The organism is Chryseobacterium panacisoli (assembly GCF_008274625.1).
Classification (GTDB): Bacteria; Bacteroidota; Bacteroidia; order Flavobacteriales; family Weeksellaceae; genus Chryseobacterium; species Chryseobacterium panacisoli.
On sequence record NZ_VTRU01000005.1, the window covers coordinates 328216 to 350581 of the forward strand.

A 22366-nucleotide genomic window follows, 5' to 3' on the forward strand; every position below is an offset into this window, starting at 1 on the left:
AATACACGATGTAGTATTCGTGTAGTATAGCTTTTTTTCTTGTTTCGGTTAAAAATTTTCATATTTGGACAAAGAAACCACAAAAAAATCCAAGTGGTGAAAAGAGAATATTTCGAGTACTGTCTGACATGATGAATCAGACAGTTTTTTTTTAAAATTATTTCAAGGTATCAAAGAAATGATAAATATCCGTTTCTCCTGGAATATTCAGTTTTTTTCTTATTCTGTATTTTTTCTGTTGGACACTTCTATGCTGAACCAAAGTATAATTTGCAATTTCTTTGGATGTAAAATGCAGTTTCAGCATCGCACAAAAAATCAATTCAGAACTTTCAAGACCGGGATTAATTATTAAAAGCTGATCTATAAATTCAGGATAAGCTTCTTTAAAACGATTCAGAAACTCAGGATCATTCTTCTTACCAAGTTCTATAATCTCTTCCTGCTTGTTGTCATTCATTCTGATTTTCAGATTTTCGGCTTCTATCGTAAGTACCTCTTTTCTTTTCCCCAAAGCCCTGATAATTCTCCATGCATACAATCCTAGCAGAGAAAGACCCGCCAGTGATAAAAAGAAAATCCAGTATATTTTATTTTTATGATGGTCTGCATCCTGTTGGGCTCCGGTAATAAAGGATTCCATATCCTGATTGATTGTGGCCAGTAAAGATGTATTAGTTTTATAATAAGCCTCTGTATATGCTTTCAAATAAAGGTATGCTTTTTCTTTATCCCCAGTATGTTCATACAATATCCTGAGATCGTTATAAATATATTTGCCATAGTAGGCATAGATACGTTTAGTTTTTTCATTAATTTTCAAAGCCTTCTTAAGGGTTTCTTCTGCCTTATCGTATTGTTTGTTGGTAAGAAAATATTCTCCCATTATAGTATTGGCATACAGGGCAATTCCGTCTTCTTTTCCTCTTATATTAGCTTTATTATAAGCAGTAGAAACGTATTTGTATGCAGAATCTTTATTCTTATGCATATAAACATAATCACCTATTGCACAATCGGTAAGACCTGTGCTATCCATTTTTTTTGCCCTGTGAAAATATTCAAGTGCTTTTTTGTAATCTTTTTTTTGGATAAAATAAAGGGCCTGTCTGAAATAAATACTGAAAAGAAGGTCATTTTTAAGTTCAGATTGACCGCTTTTCTGTATCAGGCTCATCGCTTCATTATTATATTGAAAAGCTTTGTCAACCCTCCGGAGTTCTATATTGAACCGGCCGTAAACATTATAAAACCTGGCTTTGTGTATATTATCTTCCGAATGATCCAGAATTTCTTTTGCATTATCAAAAAGAATCTGAGATTTTTGAAAATTTTCTAATGAAATATTAAGCTCAGCCAGATTGATATAGCAAAGCGCTTTTCCATCAGCATAATTTATTTTATCAGCCAGTTTATAATACTTTTTATTAAGATTGATCAGAGAATCATATTCTCCGGCCACTCTGAACTTCTCGTTCTGCTTCAGAAGAGAAATATCAAATTTCTTTTCAGCCTCCTTCTTTGAATGAGAATGGCATGAAACTAAAATAATAAGTAAAACAGCAAGAAAAATACGTGTCATATGTTTCTCTATTTAAGCTAAATTCCTGTATAAATTATGATTACAAATGATCTATCAGAATAAATTATACTCATTTTTTCTCTAGTAGTGCTTCTGTTAAAATAATAAAATCTTTTATAAAACAGAATCCGGCATCTTTTATTGTGATGAATTTTTTTATTCTGCCAAGTTTTCAAAAAAGTCATAAATATCTGTTTCTCCCAGAATATTCAGCCTTTTTCTGATTCTGTATTTTTTTTGCTGTACAGATTTGTGCTGTACAAAGGTATAATCTGCTATTTCCTTGGAGGAAAAGCGTAGTTTCAACATAGCACAGAAAGTCAGCTCTGAATTTTCAAGATCAGGATTGATTTTTAAAAGTGCTTTTATAAAATCAGGATATAATTCTTTAAATTTTAATAAAAAAGAAGAATCATTCCGTTTGGCAAGTTCTATTACTTCTTCAAGCTGCTTAGTTTCCACATGATTTTTCAGCTCATCCGTTTCTTCTTTCAGGGAGTTTTTGTTTAGCTTTAGCTTGTTAATTATCTTTCGGACATATACTCCTGAAAAGGTAAGAACAGCGATAGACAGGGCAATAAATAGCGGAAGATCATTCTTATGCCAGTCCGACTCCTGTTTTACTTCAGAAATAAAATCCTCAGTCGCCTTATTCATCGTGGTAAATCTTGCGGCATCAAATCTGCCTTCTTCTTCCATGTACTTTTTCAGATAGAAATAGGCTTTGCCACCGTCATTTTTTTTCTTATACAATTCTGCCAGCGCCATGTAAACCTCTTTGATATGCGAAGAATAAGTACGTCTTGTTTTAATATTGATGTCCAGAGCTTTCTTAAGTGCTTTCTCAGCCTGTTCACTATTATTGATTTCATTATAGTAGTATCCCATAGTATAATAAACCCATAGGGATTCTACATCAGTTGTCTTTTGGCTTAGCATCTTCTCATCTGCCTGTGCAATATATATTCCAGCAGAATCAGGCTTATGAACAAACAAATAGTATTGCGCAACCATACAATTGCTATAGGCCGAGTTTTCCAGTATATTTGCTTTGGTAAAACATTTTAAGGAAGTTCCGAACCATCCTTTCCACGCATAGTAAATTCCTTTGTTTACGTATAGTCTTGGAAGAAGCTTTCGGGCAAGACTGGTTTTTGCAGCCTTTTTTAAATAATAAAATGCTTTATTATTGCATTCAATAGCCTTATCATTTATTTTAAGATGAGAATAATACAGACTGTAGTCATTATAGAATGCTGCTTTATGATAATTATTTTCAGAGTTTTTCAGATCTTTCTCTGCTTTGTTAAAAAAAAAGCGGGCTTTATCATAATTTCCTGCCGAGACATTCACTCCTGCCATATTCAGATAGCAAAGTCCTTTTCCGGCTTTATACTTCATTTTCGCAGCCTTTTTCATATATTTTATATTCAGCCGGATAAGAGCCTCATACTCCCCTGACAACTGAAGGTCTGAAGTCTGATTTAATAAAGAAGTATCAAAATTTTCTCTTTCTTTATTCTGAGAATCAGTGCTGCACGAAAGCATACATAATAATAACCCTATGCAGATTGTACAGGCTATTATTTTTTTTATATCCTTTGAATGTATTTTTTTATTCTTAAGAACGATCAGATTAATTCTTTCCATCAAGCACCACTTTTCCCTATGTCTACCTATACATATTTCATTGAAATATTTTGGCAAACTGCTACTATTATTTTACTATTTCCCCCAATAATTGTTATAAATATACATAATTTATCATGCTTATTATGAAATAAGCAGTTAATTTTGCAAAAATGTAACATTCAAATAAAGTACTAAAATTTCCCCCTAGACAAGCATTTTTTTAAGCTTTCCGGAATGTCATGTAAACTTTCCCGATAAAAAATGATTGCTTTTGTGTATAATAAGACTCGCAGAAGTAAAATTTGTTACAAATACATCATTTAGTTTAAAAAATTTTAACACAAATGTTGAAATTCAACCGGATAAACTAAAAAGAAGTTCAAAATAATCTACATATTTGTATCCGGATATTAATGAAAATGACTAACCCAATACCTATGATAAATATTAGCTATCGAAAACTTCAGCGTGAAGAAAGTAGAATTTACAGGACTATCCGCCTGGAAAGTCTGGAAAAATTCCCTGAATCTTTTGGAGCAACCTATCAGGAGGCCGTAAATATTGAAAAATTCCGGATAGAAAGCGATATTGAAGAACAAACACCGGAACGATTTGTATTTGGAGCTTTTGCACAGCATGAACTTGTGGGTATCTGCACTTTTGTTAAAAATGAAAACAATACCGGAAGTATTTACCAGATGTATGTAAAAAGAGAGTTTCAAGGAAAAAATATCGGTCAGGGTCTGATTGAGGCCGTTATTGCCGAAGCCTCCCAAAAATTTAATCGTATTGAAATCATTCTGGAGGTCACTCCCGGTAATGATAAGGCTTACAATCTGTACCGGAAAATAGGGTTTCAGGAAATACCCCATATTTCTCCTGAAGAAATCTGTATGAAATATGTTCCTAAGTAAGTTTTTTAAAGGTTAAATCATAAAGATTAAAACTCTTCTACATTGCAAAAAAAGCTGTAAAGAATATATACTTTACAGCTAAATTTCATGGTGTGTTTTTAGAATCTTTCCTGATCTGATGATCTTATAAATAAATTGAGCAACTTAATTTTGAAACTTCACAAAATCTAAATAAAAGCTTGGGTTTCCTATATTAAATGCAGGAACTACTCCGTTAGTTTTAATAGCTAATACCGGATAGGTTCCGGGAGTTGAAAAATAGAGTACCCTGTTCTGATCCCTTGGACTCATATTAGCAACAGTAGTAACATTACAGTAAGTTTTCCAGACCTCACCAATCCCATTGATGTAAAAAACATAATCGTTACATTCAGAAGCAATTGTAAGACCAGCCCGGAAAAAGTACCACCCTTTTGCTGGTATTGTTACTGAAATCCCAGTAGCAAGCCCGCCACCACCTGTAGCACCTGTAAAAGGGTTCACCAATGTTCCGGTATAAGAGGTCCAGTTATTGGCAAATGCAGTAGTAACGGTGGAAGACCACGTTGCCAATCCATTACTATCACTTGTGAGTACATATCCCAGTTGTTGGGTACCGTCTTTAATCTGAAGGGCTCCATTAGTGGTTCCGTTATCAATAACAATCTTTGCACTGGAAGCTCCGGCAGGTACAATATTGGTTCCTACAAGGACTTTTCCGGTGCCATTAATGCTTAAATTATTCCCTGCGGTTGCAATATCAGTTGTTTGTGAAAGGGTGCCTCCCAATTTTACATCCGTTCCGGAAAGAGTAAGACCGTTACTTGCTGTAATATTATTATTAATGATTGTGGTTCCCCCATTTCCGTTACCACCAGCAAGTTCTGTAACTGTCATAAATCCTATCCCAGGATTCAGTTGAGCAGTTCCAGCCCCTCCTAATCTTACTTTTACAGAAGTATCAACAGTAGGTCTATAGATAGCATAAGCTTCCGGCTGCCCTCCAAGAGATGTTGCCGGATAGTTGTTTATTGCATCAACTACTCCCGTGGTACTGGAAGGAAGAACAGAGTTATTTGAAGCATCTACCCATTCGTAAATAAAAAATCCCCCTGCCAAAGAAAAATCAGTGGCGTGCAGCTGGCAGCGAAGGACATAGGTCTTTCCCGCTTTCAGATTAAAAACTCCTGAATTATAAGTAATGTTATTAGAGGCAATTACAGATCCGAAGGTCACATCTGACCCTGTAGATACTGATTGAGCTGCATTAGGTTTTACAATAATATAGTCTCCTGTAGAAGATGAGCCTGTTGAAAGAAGTTCCCATGTAGAATTTGTTCCTGTAAGCCCAGTATTTACCAGTTCTACACTTTGATTCGCAGGAATTGAAATAGTAGTACTACCATTAATTGTTTCCGGAGCCGCGGAAAAGACAGTGATTTTAAAGTTCGTATTATTTTTAATTCTGTAAATACGACCTTTAAAATTCCCTACTCCACTAATAGCAGATGGCAGGTTGAATATAGCATCTGCTCCTCCGTTATATGAAATGTGGAAGTCTGAGGATGTTAAATTATAAGACGTTGTATTCACCGCTTTATAACTTGCAGCTAATGATCCGTTAATATCCATGGTAGAACCAGGGTTCACAGTATTAATTCCAACACTTCCCGCCTGGGCAAAAGCAACGGCCGGGCTCAAAGCCAGCATCGCAAAAATTAGTTTTGTAGAAATTTTAAGCATTTATCATTATTTTATTTACATTAACTAAACCCTGTTGTTTAACATAATGTAAAAGTATTAGAATAAATACTACAGGAAAGATCACAATGCGTAGAAATAAACTAAGCAATTTGTAGAAAATTTTCTACGCTTTAAAAAACTAATTTCTACGAAAAATACGGTACAGCTATGACATATAAGCTTCATATAATTTAATAAGGTCAGCCAAATTGGTCGTTTTTAATTTTTTATGAATCCTTTTTTTATAGGTACTGATAGTAGACATCTGGATTTCCATTTCGTTTGAAATTTCAAGATTTCCGTTTCCTTTTACCATTAGTATAAAAATTTCGTATTCCCTCTCGGATAAGCTTTTAATACCATCAAGTGCGGATGGTTGTAAAAGTTTATTTACAATACCATTGGGGTAATAGTTGCCTTCTGCAAACATTTTCATGACTGCTTCAGAGATTGTATCTACCTTACTTAATTTATTAATATAGCCATCTGCCCCTTCTCTGATATATTGCACTCCAATATCTTCTTCATACGCTGAAAACACAAGTATCCTGATTTCAGGCTGGATGATCTTAATTTCTGAAATCATTTTTTTATTCCTGCTTTCAGGCATATTAATGTCTAATATGAGTAAATCATATTTTTGTTTGGAAATTTTATCAAGAACTTCAGGATAGTCTGCCGCCGTATCTATTAAAGTATTAGGAATACGTGATTCTAAAATGATGGATGTTCCCGTTAACACAATATCATGATCATCCGCTATAAGGATTTTTTTAATCATTTTTCCGATTTTTTAAGATTAATTGGAAGGAAGTTCCTTTTGCTTCGTTTCTTTTGATTATAATTTTACTTTCTATCATTTGGAGCAATTGCAGTACAAGATGAAGACCCATACCATACTTTTGCAGTAATAACTTCTCATTTTCAATATTCTCCTGAAGTTTAGTATAGTACCCAATTTTCTGGTCATCCATCCCAAGACCTGTATCCGTAATTTCTAAAATTATTAACGTATCCTTATCTGAGCCATTGATCGTAATAGTTCCGTTTCTTGTAAATTTCACTGAATTGTCTATCAGATTATGAATAATAACAGCCAATATATTTTTGCTGGTACGGATCATTAATTGTTTGCTGACCTGATTTATAATTGTAGTATTATGATTGTCTGCAATTTCCTCAAAAAGAATTTTCTTTTCTTCCACAAGGCCATATAACGAATAAAGTTCGGTTTCATCAGTCCTGTATTCATTGTAGATATCAGCGTACTCTTTCAAAGTCTTTGTAAAATTATAGAGCTGGTTGGATGACTTGTAAATAGAGTTCAAAATCCTTTCCGTACTGGATACACTCATTTCCTGATGATTTAAAACTTCTTTACTCGTTAAGGCAATAAACTTCAACGGTGTAGTAATATCATGGGTAATGGTTCCAATAAGCTTTTTCTGCTGCTCAATTTCCTTTCCCAATTTTATTTGAGTAACTTCGAGATTATTGACCGTTTCTGACAAAATTTTTGTCCTCAACTGAATGACTGCTTCCAGCTCACGAGTTTTTTTTCTAAGAAAACTTGTCCTCCACCTTATGGACAAATAAAGTAAAAACAGTAGTAGAATGCATGTAAACAGTTTGAACCAAAGCGTCTGATAAAAAAAGGGAGGAACAGTAATTTTTATTTTTTTGAAGATATATTGCTGCTGATCAGAAACAAGCATTCTAACAGTAAGAATATGTGTACCATAACCAAGGCTCCCAAGCAAAACCCTTCTATCTTTTCCTACAGATATCCATTCATTTTTTTTCTCATTATCAAGATGTGTCTGAATGATAACATTGTCCGGATTTGCATAGTAAGGAACATCAATAATAATTTCTGCTCTCGTGTCTTCCTGACTAAGTATTAAAGTATTCGCAAAAAAACATTCTTTACCATCAATCCTGGCTCTTTCTAAGTATATGTCTGTTGGATAATAGCTTTTGACCTTTAAAGGATTAAAAAAAACAAGACCGTCTAAGGAAGGTAAAACAAAGTCTCCATTTTTTAATGTATTACCATTTATGTTACCTCCACCATTAAATTCATTAGTACTAAATCCAGTATCTTTTAAATATTTGTAATAGTGTATTTTAAAGTTTCGGTTCTGAACATATTTTAACAACATGTTTTCCTTTATTTTGTACAAGCCATTGTTTGTGGAAATCCAAAAATAGCCATTTCTATCCTCCAATATGGTGTGAGCTGACAGAAGGTTTCCTTCAGTATCGACCGGCAATTTTATGAGATTGTTATTTTTTAAAAGGTAAAACCCTTTTCCTAAGGTTGTTATCCATATGTTTCCATCCTTGCTGCGTATCACGTCCCGGACCGACAATTCATTATGACCAGTTAAATTGTATATTTTATCCGATATAGCAGGTAATTTGAACAAACCTTTTATAGTCCCTACTAAAATATTGCCACCATCTGTCAATATAATCCTGGTGGGTTCACTGGCAAAAAAATATTTTTTCTTTAAAGATTTATAGGGCCAGTCTTCATATATACTCAAAATACCCGTGAATTGAGTACTTCCCTTTTTTTGTTTGGAGGACAAAACGTAATATTTTCCATCAGCAAATAAAAAATCTTTAACGGTCTCTTCTCCTGTAGAAACTCTTTGAAAATCCAGAAAATCTCTCTGTTTATGATATACAAAAAGAGTTTGTTCCTTACTTGTAATAATATTCCTGTACTTATCAAAACTTAAAAAATAGGATATATTTTTTTCGAAATTTTTACTTTTAACCAGTCCATTTCTGTTATAGATTTCACCTTCAGGCGTTATTACACATGAGTCACTAAAAGGTTGAATGGCATAAAAAACGGCTAACGACTTTGGATTTTTTTTTTTCGAGGAAATAAAATCTGTTAAACTCACAATTTTCAACCCATCTGTGCTGCTCCCCAAATAAAGTTTTTTGTATTTTTCATCATAATAAATACTCATTAAGGTGCTTTGAATGACATTATCCAGCTGAACAAGTTTTGATATTTTGAATGCTCCATTACTATAGGCACATCGATAAAGAATATTATTATGTAAGACAAACCCTTGTCCACTCATTCTATTCCAGAATACTTTACTTCTGACATCAGCTATAATAGGCACATCATAAGTAGCCGTAAGCCTTCCTTCTTCTATTTTTCTTACTTTTTTAGAATTATGATCAATATAAAATAAAGTCTCTCCAATGACAAAAGTATTGGGGCTATTTTTATAAAGAGGTTTCTCAATCACCCGGATCTGGGAATTTGAATCCTGACCCTCATAAATGATGGAATTCTCGGCAATGAAATACCGCCCTTTTTTAAAGTTCATAAAAAAAAAGCTGTAGGTATAGTTTGAAATACATACGCTATAATTTATATACCCCCTGGCAATCACTGAGGGAGATTTCTTTATATTGTTAATTACCTTTGGAGCTTTCTGATTGATTAGCACAGTTTTTCCATAATCTCCATATGTAAAAATGCTATCCTTTTCAGGATTACCATAGAAATAGGTAAACCTCTGGCTATTCAAGGGAAAATTTTTATACACTAAAAAATTAAGGCCATCATATCGTACGATACCATTTTCTGTTGTCAGCCAAATAAAGCCATATTTGTCTTTAATAATATCTTTTACACTATTCTGGGGAAGCCCATTATCTGTATTGAAAAGCTGAGTGGTATAATGCTGGGAATACATCGAAAGAAAAGCAAGTAGAAAACCAACTACAAGAATATTTCTGTACAAACCCATTATTATTTATTGATACTGTAAAGATAATTTATTTATGTTTAAATAAATCACATTCGCAGCATTGTTCATATAAAAAATAATCATTCAATTCTTATAGTGATCTCAAATCGTAACTTCTTTATTTATTCAATATTCAGTAATTATTTCATTTTGAAGATGTTTATGTAAATACCCTTAATTACGGTTACCTGTTTTAGCCTGCCGAACAGTTTGGTTATCTCTTAAATTAAGTCTATATACAAGTGTTAATCGGTAACGGGCTGCATTGGGAATACTGGTCTGACTGATCTGATAATCGACTCCTGTGGTCTTGCTGACAGATTTTCGAAGATCGAACAGATTACTTACATCAAAGGACACCGTTGCCTTATCTTTTAAGAAAGTTTTGCTGCACCCAAAATCGATACTGTGCAAAGCGTTTGAGTAAGTTTGGGCAGTCGCATTAGCCCCCCTGAAATTATACACCGACTGGAAAGCAAGTTTATCCTTTAATTTCACCTGAGCGCTGATACGCGCTGTAAGCGTATTTCCTGAATAATCGAAGACCTGATTCTGATAACTCCCCTGCTTGACATAATGAAACAGATTAAGCTCCGTATTTACCTGCAGCCATTTGGCAGGGTTATATAATACGGAAAGCTCTAAACCACTGCGCTCTTCTTTGTTGATATTAACCGGCATGGTAATAAACAAACCATCTGTATTTCGATATGTATAGTCTTCAATGACCCCGGTATTTTTTTGATAATAAAGGGATGGATTAAAAGTAAGGGTCTTCCAGTTTTTCAGGAAAGCCAGTTCCAGTACATGGGCATACGATGGGTTCAGGTCCGGATTACCAACATAACGACTATTCAGATCGGTCAACTCATTGAAAGGATAGATCATTCCCAATGACGGCCTGTTGATCCGTTTGCTGTAACTACCTTGTAAGGTTGTGTTTGTATTAAAACGGTAACTGACATTTAACGTAGGAAATAACCTGCTATAACTTTTATCGTTAGTATAATTTCCTATGCGGTCTTCAATTCCTATACGGGTCAATTCACCCCGTATCCCACCCTGATAACTAAAATTCTCAATCTTACCTGCAAACTGCACATAAGCACTCCCAATAAGTTCTTTATATAAAAGATGATTGTCGATCTGATCAATAATTTCCCAGCCCGCAGCGTTTTGCTGTTCTGCAATAAAATCACTGTTAACCCTCCTGTTCTCCAGTTTTAATCCAAATTCCAGTGTCGAAGTACTGTCCAGTGGCTGTATCATATCTGTTTTAATCATCAGATCTTTACTCCCTCCTACCGAGCTCGTTCTGATGGTGGGAAAGATAACAGGAGCCGGAAAAATTCTATTAGTTGCCAGATTCCATTCTTTATCACTATCCCAGAAATCGTATTGCATATCCACTGTAAATTTTTTGCCAGTGCGTTCAAAACTTTTGGTATAATTAAATTCCAACTGATTGTAACTTCGCTTTTCCCATGATTCTCCGCTGCGGCTGAGTGTACTGTCAGTGGCACCATTCTTTCCTGAATATGAATAGTTCAGCCAGGTCTTATCATGATCATGTGTAGAATTTCTAAGGAAGGCTGCAGTAATCATATTATGGTCATTAATCTGATAGTCCGCACCAAAATAAAGCAACTTGGCATTATCATGGCGGTTCTCATCCTGCCTTTGGTTCAGATAAACAGGATTACCTGAAAGTCCGGTAGACTGCTCTGTTTTATAGAGACCTACATAATCTGATAATCGCAAACCATACGTTGCGAACAGGTTAAGTTTATTTGATTTATAATTTAAACTGGGACTTACACGGGTTTCATTAGGAATACCGCCAACTACCCTTAACTGGCCGCTGAAACCATCTTTTTTATTCTTTTTAAGAATGATATTAATAATTCCCGCCGACCCTCCGGCATCAAATCTGGAAGAAGGATTGGCAATTACTTCAACACGTTCCACCTGGTCAGCAGGTAATTGTTCCAGCGCATTCCCCTGAGTTAATCCGGTTCGCCGTCCATTAATTAAGACCAATACATTAGCATTACCGCGAAGACTTATTGCACCAGCAGGACTCACACTGACTGATGGAACAATGTTCAACAGATCAGTTACCGCTCCTGTTTGAGAGAGAACATCCTTACCTACTTCAAAAACTTTCTTATCAAGTTTTAAACTGACTGAACCCCGATGTCCGGTTAATGCTACCTCCTTCAAAAGTTTTGTGTCAGCCTCCAAAGTTATCATACCAACATCTATTAGCGGATCAGTACCAACTTCTATTGGTTTACTCATTGTCTTAAAACCTATCAGATTATAGGTGATCTGGTAGTTTCCGGCGGGTATGTTTTCCATCTTAAATATTCCTTTAGTATCCGAAATACTGGTAATTATTATTTTTTCCGCGCTATCTTTCAGTATTACATTGACATGTGGGATAGGAACAGATGGATTTTCATAAATGACACCCGTTATTTGTGCGTACTGCGCAAAGGAATTTTGAGCAGTTAACATGATCAGAAAAATGAGTAGTATTGGTTTCATGATGTAAAATTAGATTCCAGAAGTACTCATTTTGAATAAAAACATCTGAACGGCTCTACAGACTTGCAAACTGCCATCAGCTTTTACAAATTACCTTGTATATTTACATTATGCATAATTTTATGTTTTTGCTGATTTTGCTCGGCATACTGAACCCATCTGTTATTCGTAATGAAGACCCGACACCTGTTTACAAAACAGGTGATGACATGGCTTGGGCATCTAAGGACTACAATGACAGGAATTGGTCACCAGAGAGAGCGAATACCTCTGATAAAATTTTCTGGTCACGAACTCATTTAGATCTGCGTAAGGTTGAAAATGAGGTATTACCGCTTGGTCTTCAGATTGAATCCTTTGGTTCTTTTGAAGTGTACTGGGATGGAATATTGATTGGTAATAACGGTCAGATTCCACAAAATGGCAACCCGGAAATACCCGGCACTGAAAGCAGTTATTACAGAATTCCGGATCATTTGATTTCACCTGGCCTTCACACCGTTGCCCTGCGCAGTTCACAATCATTACTTCCACACGTACAACGTGGTATTGGATATAAAGTTGATCCTTATAATTCCTTATTGACAGAACCATTGGTTACAATGTCTTATATGAATCTCATGGCGGGAGCTTTTCTTATAGCAGCTGTATATTACTTTTTTCTTTATGTAAACAGCAAGCAAAAACAGTGGGATATACTGATCTTCGGTATCATCTGCTTTCTGTTTTTTTCCTTACTGATTATGGAATATCTGAAATTTCATGTTGTAATCCCTTACTCCCAGTTTTTCATACGACTTGAGATTATCGGATGGCTGACTTTTGCCAATGCATTATTGGTTCCACTGTATTTTATCATCCAGTTCAATTTTAAAAAAGGAACATGGCTGATGGCTGCTCTGTTGATAGCTTTAATATTTCTTTACTGGTCCAATTACGGGCACTATGACCTGACTGCCAGGCTCTATAGTTTAGCTATGCTTATTGCTTCTTTCATTGTGGTTTTGAATGGTATCATTCAAAAGGAAAAAGGAGGATTTATAGCGATGCTCGCACTTTTAATGAGTGCTCTGGTCAATCGTTTTGTGTTTTATGATTTTGGGCTGTTCATCAGTTTCACTATAATTGTTTTAAACATGCTTTATCTGCATTCCATCCGTACAAGTGTCATGGAGGCAGAACGACAGAATGCAATTTTACTTTCCTCAAGACTTCAGCTGGAGCTGCTCAAAAAGAATATTCAGCCTCACTTTTTAAGGAATACCCTGACTTCAATGATGGACTGGGTAGAAGAATCTCCAAAAGAAGGAGCGCGTTTTATACAGGCACTGGCTGCAGAGTTTGATATTATGAACGAAATTTCTGAACAAACCCTGATTCCCATAACAACAGAATTGGAGCTTTGCCGTCAACACCTCTCGGTAATGAGTTTTCGTAAGGAAATTAATTATATATGGGAACAAAACGGAATAGATGAAACCCAGCTGGTACCTCCCGCTATCATTCATACATTGCTGGAAAATGGCATTACCCACAGTGAACCCTTACCGGGGAACACTGTTAAATTCATGCTTCGTTATTTTGTAACAAAAGAAGGCCATCATCAATATGTTTTTGAAACCATTGCAAAGAACCGGCATATTCTCACAGAACGTGCAGGAGGTAATGGACTTAAATATATCCGGACACGTCTCACTGAAAGCTATGAGCAAAACTGGAGATTTGATTCGCATGCTACAGAAAACGGCTGGATATCTATCATTCAAATTTTAAAACCATGAATATACTGATCATAGAAGACGAAGCCAGAATCGCCCGTCGTTTACAGCGTATGACTGCCGAATTCTTTGGAAACAGATCTGTCCGAATCACCATCTGTGATTCTCTTCAAAAAGGACTTGATCAAATTACCACCCAACTTCCGGATTTACTTCTTCTAGACCTGAATCTCAATGGTGATAATGGTTTTGAAGTATTGGAACAGATGGTTGCTTCTTCTTTTCACACCGTTATCGTTTCAGCCAACACGGATAAAGCTATTACTGCTTTTGCATATGGTGTACTTGATTTCGTTCCCAAACCTTTTGACAGAGAAAGATTTTTTCAGGCCCTGAACAGATTTATCAGCCCTGCAATAAAATCGGATGACGGGATGAAATACCTTGCGGTAAAGAAATCCGGACAAATAAGGCTCGTCAGCATTGCTGAAATTATCTATATCAAAGGAGCAGGAATCTACACAGAGCTGCATCTTAAAAACGGGAAACAGGAATTGCATGATAAATCACTTGAACTTTTGCAGCAGCTTCTTCCTGAAAGATTTGAACGGATTCATAAGTCTTATCTCGTCAATCTCCAAGAGGCAGAAAAAATACTGATTAACCCTGGCTCAAGATATGGACTGCAGATTAAAACCGGTGAAATACTGCCCATAGGACGTTCAAAATATAAAGAGCTCAAAAATAAGGTGATCTGATACACCTTAACGTATTTTTCAGCTTTTTGACATAAAAAAGGAGACAAACTTTAATAACTGTCTTGATAATACATTTATATCTTAACAGATGCCAATTCTTATAATAATTAAACAATTACATATACAATCCAAACAAATACAAGTAATATTCTTTAGCGGACTAAAAGAGTGTATGACGAATTCTTAATGATGATAAAATCCGATAAAAATAGAAATTTCAAACTTACGCTAAAATAAAAGATTTCATTCCTTTTAATCTCCCATAAATACAGTGATATTGCAATATTTATATACTAAATATCAATTTTTCATGAGATTAATTAGGTTGTGTTAAATAAATTTTTAATTTAGTAGTACAAAACTAACATAAAACTTTAACCTTCAAGTTACTACTTATTACAATTTATGAAAATTTTGTTCTTTTCAGGAATCGGAAAGTGATAACACTTTAATTCCAACTACCATCGTCATACATGATAGAAATAACTGTTATTCTATTGAAGAGCCAGCTGACAAAATCAATCACAATATTTATCACACGCTCCGTTATTATGAAATACATTTAAACCTTCTATCTTCCCATTTGTAACATTATAAACAATCTCAACTGAAAATGACGATACTTTATACAGCACAAACTTTAGTTTTTCCTTATAAGTTTCACTGATCACAACTCCTTTAGCACTAACAAGTTCATACTGAGATTCCTTTGATAAATTTTTAAAATCGTAATATGTGATGGACATAGGGGGTTAATTTTTTAATTTTATATCTACTGGAGAATAAGAATTTTCTCTTTGCAGACAAGACGTTAAGTTGGAAGTTAATATATTTTAATTATTATTGACCCGACATTCGAATGAACCGAAATGTGAGATTAATCCTTTCTTTCATGGGAATAGTAAAATTAGCGATCCGATGTTCCTAATTTTCCTGAAGATCTCCTTTCATAATAAGTAAGGAACCATGAGATAATGGTAAATCCACTTTTTATTGTAATTGGTCTTATTATTGGATACATTTTATACACCAATCACAAGAATATCCTTTTATGAAAAACATCTTGTCGTAATAGGAGGAGGTTTTGCCGTTTAATTTCATCAAGTCCGTTGCCAAATCGAATGAATTTTACATCACCTTGGCTGACCGAAATAATTACCATTTCTTTCCTCCCTTAATTTTTCAGGTGACTACTGCATTCATTGTGCCTTCATACATTAATCGGCCTTAGAATAGTTCAGATTATTTATCACCAGTATTCATCTTTAAGAATGATCTTACAACAGTTATTTGTAGAATAAAAAGATGAAATCCAAGCCGCAAATTGCTACTTGGATTTCTAGTTTTATAAAACAAATCTAATGGTAATGATAAACCTGTTTGTAAAATTCTGAATCCCTTTAATTAAAAATCAATCGGAAAATCTTTTCTCCATTTGGCAACTGTATTTCTGCTTAGCTTAAAGTGATTGGCTAGCTGAAAATTGTTTAGTTTATTGTTTTTCTGGTAATTCAAAATATCTCTTATCGTAGATTCATTATAAGCCCTGTGTTTTTGATTTCTAATAGATGTTTCTTTATCGGTATTTCCAAAAATAAGTTCATTAAGCTTAATAACATCTAAAACTGATAATTCCTTCTTTTCGAGAATAATTTTGCAACCTGGCTCCTTTTCAGGATAATGTTTTATAATGATATCAGTATATATCAGTTTGTAGTTTGGAAGTTCACTTTTTTTCATTGTTATATTTACTTATCCATTTGTATAAAGTAGTTTTAGGAATTCTATAGTATTCTATCACCTGTTCTTTGGTCTTAGAGCCATCGTTGATTTCAGTCAAAATAAAATTAATAATTTCTTTTGTATAGATATTCTTCCTGAATTGGGGCAGGGATGTATTTTTATTTTTAATATTTCTATGCTCCGGAGAATACAAAATGAGATGCTGAGAATACAATCTGAAGAAATCGTACCCTAATAATTTGCACCATTTAAGGATATGATCAGAATTCATATTTTCCAATTGAAACATTTTTTCTATTTCTTCGTCATTAAGCTTGAAAAACTTGCAGATCCTTTCTATAGGTATATCTAATTCCTTGCATCTGGCCTCAATAAACTCTCCGATATGTATATTTTTCAAAATAATTTTTATTTTCAGTATTTTACTTATTGAATTTTAACTGCTCAACATCTATATATTTATTATTGGATGGGTATTGCATAAAAGTATCTTTCCCAATTTCCATTTCCAAAAAGATTTATCCAATATCCCGCAGTGCTGGTTCCGTTAATATTAATTTGAGAAGGACCTGCCGGTGCCGTTTCTAATTCCTGGTTTGCCCATAAATAATATGTTTTGTTGCCACCATTCACATTGTTCACCGCAATTGAACCAATTACCATTGTCCTGTTCATTCCTCTTCCTATAGAACCTCCAGAACCTCTTTGCCCTGTATATGCAGAAATATAATCTGCTGTAATTGTTCCTGCTCCTGCATTAGAATCAGATAAAAATGCCGTGCACCATAATTGCGCATCGGTAGTGTTAATTCTGTCGTTTTGACCCATTGAGGCTATCGAACCAAAAGAGATTAACCATTTTCCGGGAGGTAAATTGATATATCCTCCTGTATACATAGAAATATTAGGGGGATTTCCTGTTCCATAGGAAGAAAAACTTACCAAAGAGGTTGGTAAATTGCCAGAAATTGCTTTTAAAGCAGGGTAAACCCAAGAAGAGTTCCCGTTAGTGTCAGAAGTAAGAACTTTACCTGCTCCCTGAGTTCCGTCTTCCAATCTGAATGCAGGGCTAACTAGGTTTTTGACATGCAAACTAGCTGTGGGTAGGCTTTGTCCAATTCCTACATTACCATTATTCAATATAGTTACCATTTCTTTTGCTGCTGCATTATTGATTTCCATGGCTTTGGTTGAGCTGGTATTACCTTTGCTCACCAGATCTAATGTTGCTGATGGATTATTAGTATTAATACCCACTTGAGAGTATACAAAACCTGTTAACAGCAATGTTATACTAAGAATTAATTTTTTGTTCATGTGTTTTTATTTATTGCAAAGATGTTGCTATTACGTCAAATCGATCATATGGTGAACCTCCAAAAGTGGCTCTAATGCCTTGATCATTATCAAATGCATATACATATCCTTTCAGTTCAACAGAATAGGTTCCCGGAGACAAGGTAATTGTACAATTTCCTCTTGGATAGAAAAATTCTTTTGTATAATTAGCTGATGAATTCATAAATGACATCGCATCCGTATGTATCACACCATTTAATGTAAAAGTGCTGCCCGCAGGCAGAGTTTGCCATGTTAAACGGGCCCCAATTTGTTTGGAAGCTCCATCAGTTAAACTATTTCCGGATACATTGATAATATTTCCTACACCTAATTGATAAGAAAAAGTAACCAACGAGGTCTGAGAAATAGTAAAGCTTCTAGCAAACAGATTATTTGTATAACTTGGAATACCGTTTATAGAAGATAAAGTCTGAGTCGCAGATATCGCATCCGTACCATTTGCTCCGGCAAGAGCCTGTGGTAATAATAGAATGGTAGATCTTGTTGTTACATTTCCTGAGATATCGGTGGTCATTACTTTCATACTCTCACTGTTGGTGTCTATACCAGACATGCGTATACTTCCTGAAGTGTGTAGTTTTGTTACCGGGTTCTGAACATTAATACCTATATTACCGTTATTAAGGATAGTAACCATTTCTTTGGAGTTTGAGTTGTTGACTTTGAAAGCTTTGGTTGTGTCCGTGTTTCCGGAACTCACTATATCCAGCATTGCAGAAGGGTTAGTTGTATTAATTCCTGCCTGAGAGTAGAAGATACTGCTATTCATCAAACAAATGATGAATAAGCACCAGTTAAAATTGCTCATAATTTTATTTAATGAATGTTAGATTATTGCACCGCGGTTGCCGTAATGTCAAGCCTGTCGTAGCTGTTGCTCCCAAAAGTAGCACGAATCCCCTGTGTATTATCAAAGGCATTTACTAGTCCCTGTAATTCAACAGAATAGTTTCCCGGCGTTAAAATTATTGAACAGCTGTTTGATGGGTAGAAAGTACCGCTTACATAAGTATCTGCGGTATTTGAGAATGGTATTGCGCTCATGCAAATAACCCCATTTAATGAAAAACTGCTTCCTGATGGTAGTGTTTTCCATATTAATCTTGCTCCCACCTGCTTAGTAGATCCATCATTAAAAACGCTACTTCCTGATGCAGTCGAAAGGCTCAAAGCACCTAAGCTATAAGAAAAAGAAACAATGGAGGATTGTGAAATTGTAAAAGTCTTAACAAGAAGTGCATTCGTATAAGTTGTAACATTATTAATCGAAGATATGGTCTGGGCTGTAAGAATGGCATCTTGACCATTTACCCCTAAAATTACCTGAGGAAGCAAAGTGCTAGTTGACCTTGTAGTAATATTTCCTGCAGTATCTGCAGTCATTACTTTTGTATTGTTGAGATTAGTTCCCAGTCCTTCCATCCGCACAGTACCTGTAGTGTGTAATTGAGCAGATGGATTTGCAATACCAATACCTACATTACCATTGTCAACAACTGTAAACATTTCTAATGCACTTGAATTATTAACCTCTAATGCTTTTGTTGCGTAAGTGTTTCCTTTGCTTACAACATCTAAAGTTGCACTAGGAGTATCGGTATTAATACCTATTTGTGAAAACATAAAAATACTGCAGGCCACGAAACTAAGCGATGCTATTTTTTTCTCCATAATAATGTTTGTTTTTTATTTTGGAGACAAAACTATTATATTGGAATAAAGAACTAGTAAAAAGCTAACTTACATTTTATTACAAGATATTACAAGTCTATTCAAAGTCATGTAATTTTATGATTTTAAGTGGTTTACATTTTCATCAACCAAGTATAAATGTTCTCGGAATTTTTAATATTCAGTTTCTTTCTTATTCTGGATTTTCTGGTTTCTACAGAACCTATTGAAGATTTTTTGAATGTTGCAATCTGTTTAGTATCAAAATTTAACTTCATTAAGGCACAATATTCTAAATCTGAAGGGGTAAGTTGAGGGGATACTTCAAGTAATTTCTGATTAAATGTTGGAAATAGTTCCGAAAATGTTAGATAAAAAGTATGATTGTTATTTTTAGCCAGTTCTATAACGTAATTTAAATCCTGTGGATGAGCTTTATTATTTTGTTTTATTTCGGGAGGATTGATTGTCATCGTATCTGGATTATCAGCAACCTTATATTTATTTCTTTCAAAAAATAGATTTTTGATGTTTTTTCTTTTTTTAATAAAAATAATTAATAAAGCTAGTATAATCAATCCTAAACCTATGATAAAGTAAGTTGTACTTTTGTAAGTATTCATTGCCTCTTTTTCTGATTTACCTACCTTTTCTACGAGACTGCTTTTCATAAAAGATAAGCTATCACTGATTTTTTTAGCCTTATCAAGATAATCGGCCTCATTTTTATAATCTCGAAGTCTTTTATAAGATTCTGCAATTCCGGAATAGCTTTCAATTAATTCTGCAGGTAGTATTTTGTATTCTTGTGAAAAAGCTATTGATTTATTAAAAAATTCAATCGCTTTTTTATAGTTTCTTTTTTTGTTTTCAATATTTCCTTTTAAGATATAGAAAGAAATATATTCAGGGCTTTTTTTAACATCTTTGGTTAATTCAACAAACCTGTCCAAATATTTTTCTGCTTCGGGAATTTTATTCTGATAGTAAAATACTTTTGCCAGATTTTTAACATTTCTTGCAATATATATATTCCTTCTAGGAAAATGTTGGCTTATTTTTTTAGTTTCTTCATAAGCTTTATAAAAATAGATTTGAACAGAATTGTATTTGTTTTTCAATATATTTTCTTGTTCTATATTTTCGGCTATTTTCCTGTAAGCATTTGATTTTACAATGTATCTACTGTCATTTTCTTTTATTTTATCCGCAATAAATAATGCTTTGCGTGAATTTTTATCGGCTTTTTTATAATATCCTATTTTAGTATAGACAGTACTTTGCAATCTAAGAAAATCCGACCAAATTACATAGTTTTCGTTTTTTTCTGCCAGTATAAGACCTTCGGAGATTTTATTCAAACTCTCTTTATAATTTTGTTCATTGATATAAATCTCAGACATTTTTACAAGAGACCTCAATTCACCTTCTTCGTAATTGATACTTTTAGATTGGTAATAAATTTCTGTACATAAACGAAGCATTTCTTTCGTTCCCTTATTAGAATATGCATCCTTGTCTTTGGTTACTACCCACAAGCTATCAATAGATCGTTGATCAATTTTTTGCCCATTGAGAAGACTAAAAAAGAGAGTGAGAATACAGAAAATATTGTTTTTCATCAGACATGTTCATTAATTATAACAAAATTACATTTTTATAAAATAATTCTCTTTATTTACATAGTGTAGATTTATAAAGAGGATATCTATTACTTCTTTTAGTTAATTTACATCTAAAATAGCATTTCATTGAATATGCTAAAATTTAATTACCAATAGAGGCTATGGCTAGTGTTTGAAGTTATTAATCATATACTAATATATAAATAACTCGAATCAATTGAGACTTTGTTCTATTATAACTTTACTAATCTGAACGTTAGATTAATTCGTTCTTTCATTGATAAAATTAATTTGGCTATCCTGTGCTCCCAATATTCTTGCAAGTCGCCTTTCATAATAAGTAAGGAACCGTGAGGAAGAGGAAGGCTGTATTTACTTTGATGATGATCTTTTTTTCTGAAATCAAAGCTTCTGGTTTGTCCAAAATGGATGCGATGACAGGTCGTTTTCCATATCGGTTTTCCTTATCTCGATGCCAGGCGACTGAGTCATTTTGGCCACGGTAGAGATTTAACAGAACCCCATTGAACTGACAGCCAAAATCTTGTTCAATTCTATCTTTTAAAGAAAGTAGTTCGGGAGTCCATGGATTGGTTGGCTTTTTGTCTTCTTCGGAATCATTATATTACTATTACTATCGTTGTAAGTCAACTTGTGGTTATAGATACAGTTCAAACATAGTAAATAAAGCATTTGAAAAAGAAATCAGCAAATACAAATATTCTGAAGGAGTAAAAAATATTTTAAATGAAATAATTCTCTTAAACTATAACAACCTCTTAAAAAGATCAAACAACAAAAATAAAAACATTTCTGACCAAATAAAGATATTAAATGAGAGACTAACCAATGCTCGTGAAAAATATCTTTCAGATAGATTGGATTTCGAAGATTATAGCATCGTAAAAACAGAATACAAAACTAAAATTGAAGATTTGGAGTTCCAACACCAGCATAACAGAAAAAAAGAAAATACTCAAAAACTTAAATCGGAAATAGATCAAGCACTCAACATTGTAAATAATATATCAACTCTTTATAAGCAGGGAGATATGTTGACAAAAAGAAAGATTCTGTGTTCAATTTTTTCTGAAAAACTAGAATTTGATGAAAATCATTTTCGAACACCTAAACTTAATTCCGCACTACAGCATATTCTTCTGATAAACAACAAATTAAAGAAAAATAAAAAGGACAAACCATAAATAAAAATGGTTTGTCCCAACAAGTGACCCGGCTGGGATTCGAACCCAGGACCCATACATTAAAAGTGTATTGCTCTACCAGCTGAGCTACCGAGTCGG

Annotated in this window: 17 protein-coding genes, 1 tRNA gene and 1 pseudogene; 4 read left to right on the forward strand and 15 right to left on the reverse strand. The window is 34.0% G+C overall.

The features are described from left to right. Positions 1 to 157 precede the first annotated feature (157 nt). Together FW781_RS18915 and FW781_RS18920 are read right to left on the reverse strand one after the other, a co-directional pair. Entirely contained in the window at positions 158 to 1582 is a 1425-nt protein-coding gene (locus tag FW781_RS18915; RefSeq protein WP_149388841.1) for a tetratricopeptide repeat protein, read from the reverse strand. Between the two features lie 156 nt (positions 1583 to 1738). Next, positions 1739 to 3232, reverse strand: coding sequence for a tetratricopeptide repeat protein (locus FW781_RS18920; protein ID WP_149388842.1), 1494 nt, complete (start codon positions 3230 to 3232; stop codon positions 1739 to 1741). Positions 3233 to 3651: 419 nt separating this feature from the next. On the opposite strand from FW781_RS18920, the gene FW781_RS18925 reads away from it, so the two are divergent. After that, positions 3652 to 4128: a GNAT family N-acetyltransferase gene (locus FW781_RS18925; RefSeq protein WP_149388843.1), complete on the forward strand. Its 477-nt coding sequence runs from the start codon at positions 3652 to 3654 to the stop codon at positions 4126 to 4128. Positions 4129 to 4272: 144 nt separating this feature from the next. Here the strand turns inward: FW781_RS18925 and FW781_RS18930 are convergent, their stop codons facing one another. The 4 genes from FW781_RS18930 to FW781_RS18945 form a co-directional block, all read right to left on the reverse strand. Next, entirely contained in the window at positions 4273 to 5850 is a 1578-nt protein-coding gene (locus FW781_RS18930) for an autotransporter outer membrane beta-barrel domain-containing protein (protein ID WP_149388844.1), read from the reverse strand. A gap of 166 nt (positions 5851 to 6016) precedes the next feature. Next, positions 6017 to 6631 (reverse strand): response regulator transcription factor, encoded by a 615-nt coding sequence (locus tag FW781_RS18935; protein ID WP_149388845.1) that lies wholly within the window; start codon positions 6629 to 6631, stop codon positions 6017 to 6019. Further along, on the reverse strand, positions 6624 to 9635 hold the full coding sequence (locus tag FW781_RS18940; protein WP_228720239.1) for a ligand-binding sensor domain-containing protein: 3012 nt from the start codon (positions 9633 to 9635) through the stop codon (positions 6624 to 6626). Before FW781_RS18940 ends, FW781_RS18935 begins: the two co-directional genes overlap by 8 nt. Before the next feature lie 174 nt (positions 9636 to 9809). Then, positions 9810 to 12185 carry an outer membrane beta-barrel family protein gene (locus FW781_RS18945; protein ID WP_149388847.1) on the reverse strand — a complete coding sequence of 792 codons (2376 nt, stop codon included), beginning with the start codon at positions 12183 to 12185 and terminating at the stop codon, positions 9810 to 9812. A gap of 122 nt (positions 12186 to 12307) precedes the next feature. Between FW781_RS18945 and FW781_RS18950 the strand changes: the two genes are divergently transcribed. Then, positions 12308 to 13966, forward strand: a complete 1659-nt coding sequence (locus FW781_RS18950; protein WP_228720240.1) for a histidine kinase — start codon at positions 12308 to 12310, stop codon at positions 13964 to 13966. Next, positions 13963 to 14661, forward strand: a complete 699-nt coding sequence (locus FW781_RS18955) for a LytR/AlgR family response regulator transcription factor (RefSeq protein WP_149388849.1) — start codon at positions 13963 to 13965, stop codon at positions 14659 to 14661. Before FW781_RS18950 ends, FW781_RS18955 begins: the two co-directional genes overlap by 4 nt. A gap of 518 nt (positions 14662 to 15179) precedes the next feature. Here FW781_RS18955 and FW781_RS18960 read toward each other — a convergent pair. The 8 genes and pseudogenes from FW781_RS18960 to FW781_RS22705 all read right to left on the reverse strand — a co-directional run. Further along, positions 15180 to 15407, reverse strand: coding sequence for a hypothetical protein (locus tag FW781_RS18960; RefSeq protein WP_149388850.1), 228 nt, complete (start codon positions 15405 to 15407; stop codon positions 15180 to 15182). A gap of 658 nt (positions 15408 to 16065) precedes the next feature. Continuing rightward, entirely contained in the window at positions 16066 to 16401 is a 336-nt protein-coding gene (locus FW781_RS18970) for a helix-turn-helix domain-containing protein (protein WP_149388851.1), read from the reverse strand. Next, entirely contained in the window at positions 16388 to 16804 is a 417-nt protein-coding gene (locus FW781_RS18975; RefSeq protein WP_317133408.1) for a DEAD/DEAH box helicase family protein, read from the reverse strand. The genes FW781_RS18970 and FW781_RS18975 overlap by 14 nt, the downstream gene beginning before the upstream one ends. A gap of 62 nt (positions 16805 to 16866) precedes the next feature. After that, positions 16867 to 17721 (reverse strand): hypothetical protein, encoded by an 855-nt coding sequence (locus tag FW781_RS18980; protein ID WP_149388853.1) that lies wholly within the window; start codon positions 17719 to 17721, stop codon positions 16867 to 16869. 10 nt (positions 17722 to 17731) lie between these two features. After that, complete coding sequence (locus tag FW781_RS18985; protein ID WP_149388854.1) at positions 17732 to 18535, reverse strand: hypothetical protein; 804 nt, start codon at positions 18533 to 18535, stop codon at positions 17732 to 17734. 62 nt (positions 18536 to 18597) lie between these two features. Then, positions 18598 to 19437, reverse strand: coding sequence for a hypothetical protein (locus FW781_RS18990; RefSeq protein ID WP_149388855.1), 840 nt, complete (start codon positions 19435 to 19437; stop codon positions 18598 to 18600). A gap of 134 nt (positions 19438 to 19571) precedes the next feature. Next, on the reverse strand, positions 19572 to 21059 hold the full coding sequence (locus tag FW781_RS18995) for a hypothetical protein (protein WP_149388856.1): 1488 nt from the start codon (positions 21057 to 21059) through the stop codon (positions 19572 to 19574). Positions 21060 to 21295: 236 nt separating this feature from the next. After that, a pseudogene (locus FW781_RS22705) lies at positions 21296 to 21618 on the reverse strand (alpha-ketoglutarate-dependent dioxygenase AlkB family protein); the annotation flags it as partial. A 46-nt stretch (positions 21619 to 21664) separates the two neighbouring features. Between FW781_RS22705 and FW781_RS19005 the strand changes: the two are divergent. Then, positions 21665 to 22267 (forward strand): hypothetical protein, encoded by a 603-nt coding sequence (locus FW781_RS19005; protein WP_149388857.1) that lies wholly within the window; start codon positions 21665 to 21667, stop codon positions 22265 to 22267. Positions 22268 to 22291: 24 nt separating this feature from the next. On the opposite strand, the gene FW781_RS19010 is transcribed toward FW781_RS19005, so the two are convergent. Next, positions 22292 to 22364 (reverse strand) — tRNA-Lys (locus FW781_RS19010). Between the last annotated feature and the right edge of the window lie 2 nt (positions 22365 to 22366).

Excerpts from the sequence above, each read along its gene's own strand:
- FW781_RS18915 (WP_149388841.1), bottom strand. The coding sequence starts at position 1,582 with ATGACACGTATTTTTCTTGCTGTTTTACTTATTATTTTAGTTTCATGC.
- FW781_RS18920 (WP_149388842.1), bottom strand. The coding sequence starts at position 3,232 with ATGGAAAGAATTAATCTGATCGTTCTTAAGAATAAAAAAATACATTCA.
- FW781_RS18925 (WP_149388843.1), top strand. The coding sequence starts at position 3,652 with ATGATAAATATTAGCTATCGAAAACTTCAGCGTGAAGAAAGTAGAATT.
- FW781_RS18930 (WP_149388844.1), bottom strand. The coding sequence starts at position 5,850 with ATGCTTAAAATTTCTACAAAACTAATTTTTGCGATGCTGGCTTTGAGC.
- FW781_RS18935 (WP_149388845.1), bottom strand. The coding sequence starts at position 6,631 with ATGATTAAAAAAATCCTTATAGCGGATGATCATGATATTGTGTTAACG.
- FW781_RS18940 (WP_228720239.1), bottom strand. The coding sequence starts at position 9,635 with ATGGGTTTGTACAGAAATATTCTTGTAGTTGGTTTTCTACTTGCTTTT.
- FW781_RS18945 (WP_149388847.1), bottom strand. The coding sequence starts at position 12,185 with ATGAAACCAATACTACTCATTTTTCTGATCATGTTAACTGCTCAAAAT.
- FW781_RS18950 (WP_228720240.1), top strand. The coding sequence starts at position 12,308 with ATGTTTTTGCTGATTTTGCTCGGCATACTGAACCCATCTGTTATTCGT.
- FW781_RS18955 (WP_149388849.1), top strand. The coding sequence starts at position 13,963 with ATGAATATACTGATCATAGAAGACGAAGCCAGAATCGCCCGTCGTTTA.
- FW781_RS18960 (WP_149388850.1), bottom strand. The coding sequence starts at position 15,407 with ATGTCCATCACATATTACGATTTTAAAAATTTATCAAAGGAATCTCAG.
- FW781_RS18970 (WP_149388851.1), bottom strand. The coding sequence starts at position 16,401 with ATGAAAAAAAGTGAACTTCCAAACTACAAACTGATATATACTGATATC.
- FW781_RS18980 (WP_149388853.1), bottom strand. The coding sequence starts at position 17,721 with ATGAACAAAAAATTAATTCTTAGTATAACATTGCTGTTAACAGGTTTT.
- FW781_RS18985 (WP_149388854.1), bottom strand. The coding sequence starts at position 18,535 with ATGAATAGCAGTATCTTCTACTCTCAGGCAGGAATTAATACAACTAAC.
- FW781_RS18990 (WP_149388855.1), bottom strand. The coding sequence starts at position 19,437 with ATGGAGAAAAAAATAGCATCGCTTAGTTTCGTGGCCTGCAGTATTTTT.
- FW781_RS18995 (WP_149388856.1), bottom strand. The coding sequence starts at position 21,059 with ATGAAAAACAATATTTTCTGTATTCTCACTCTCTTTTTTAGTCTTCTC.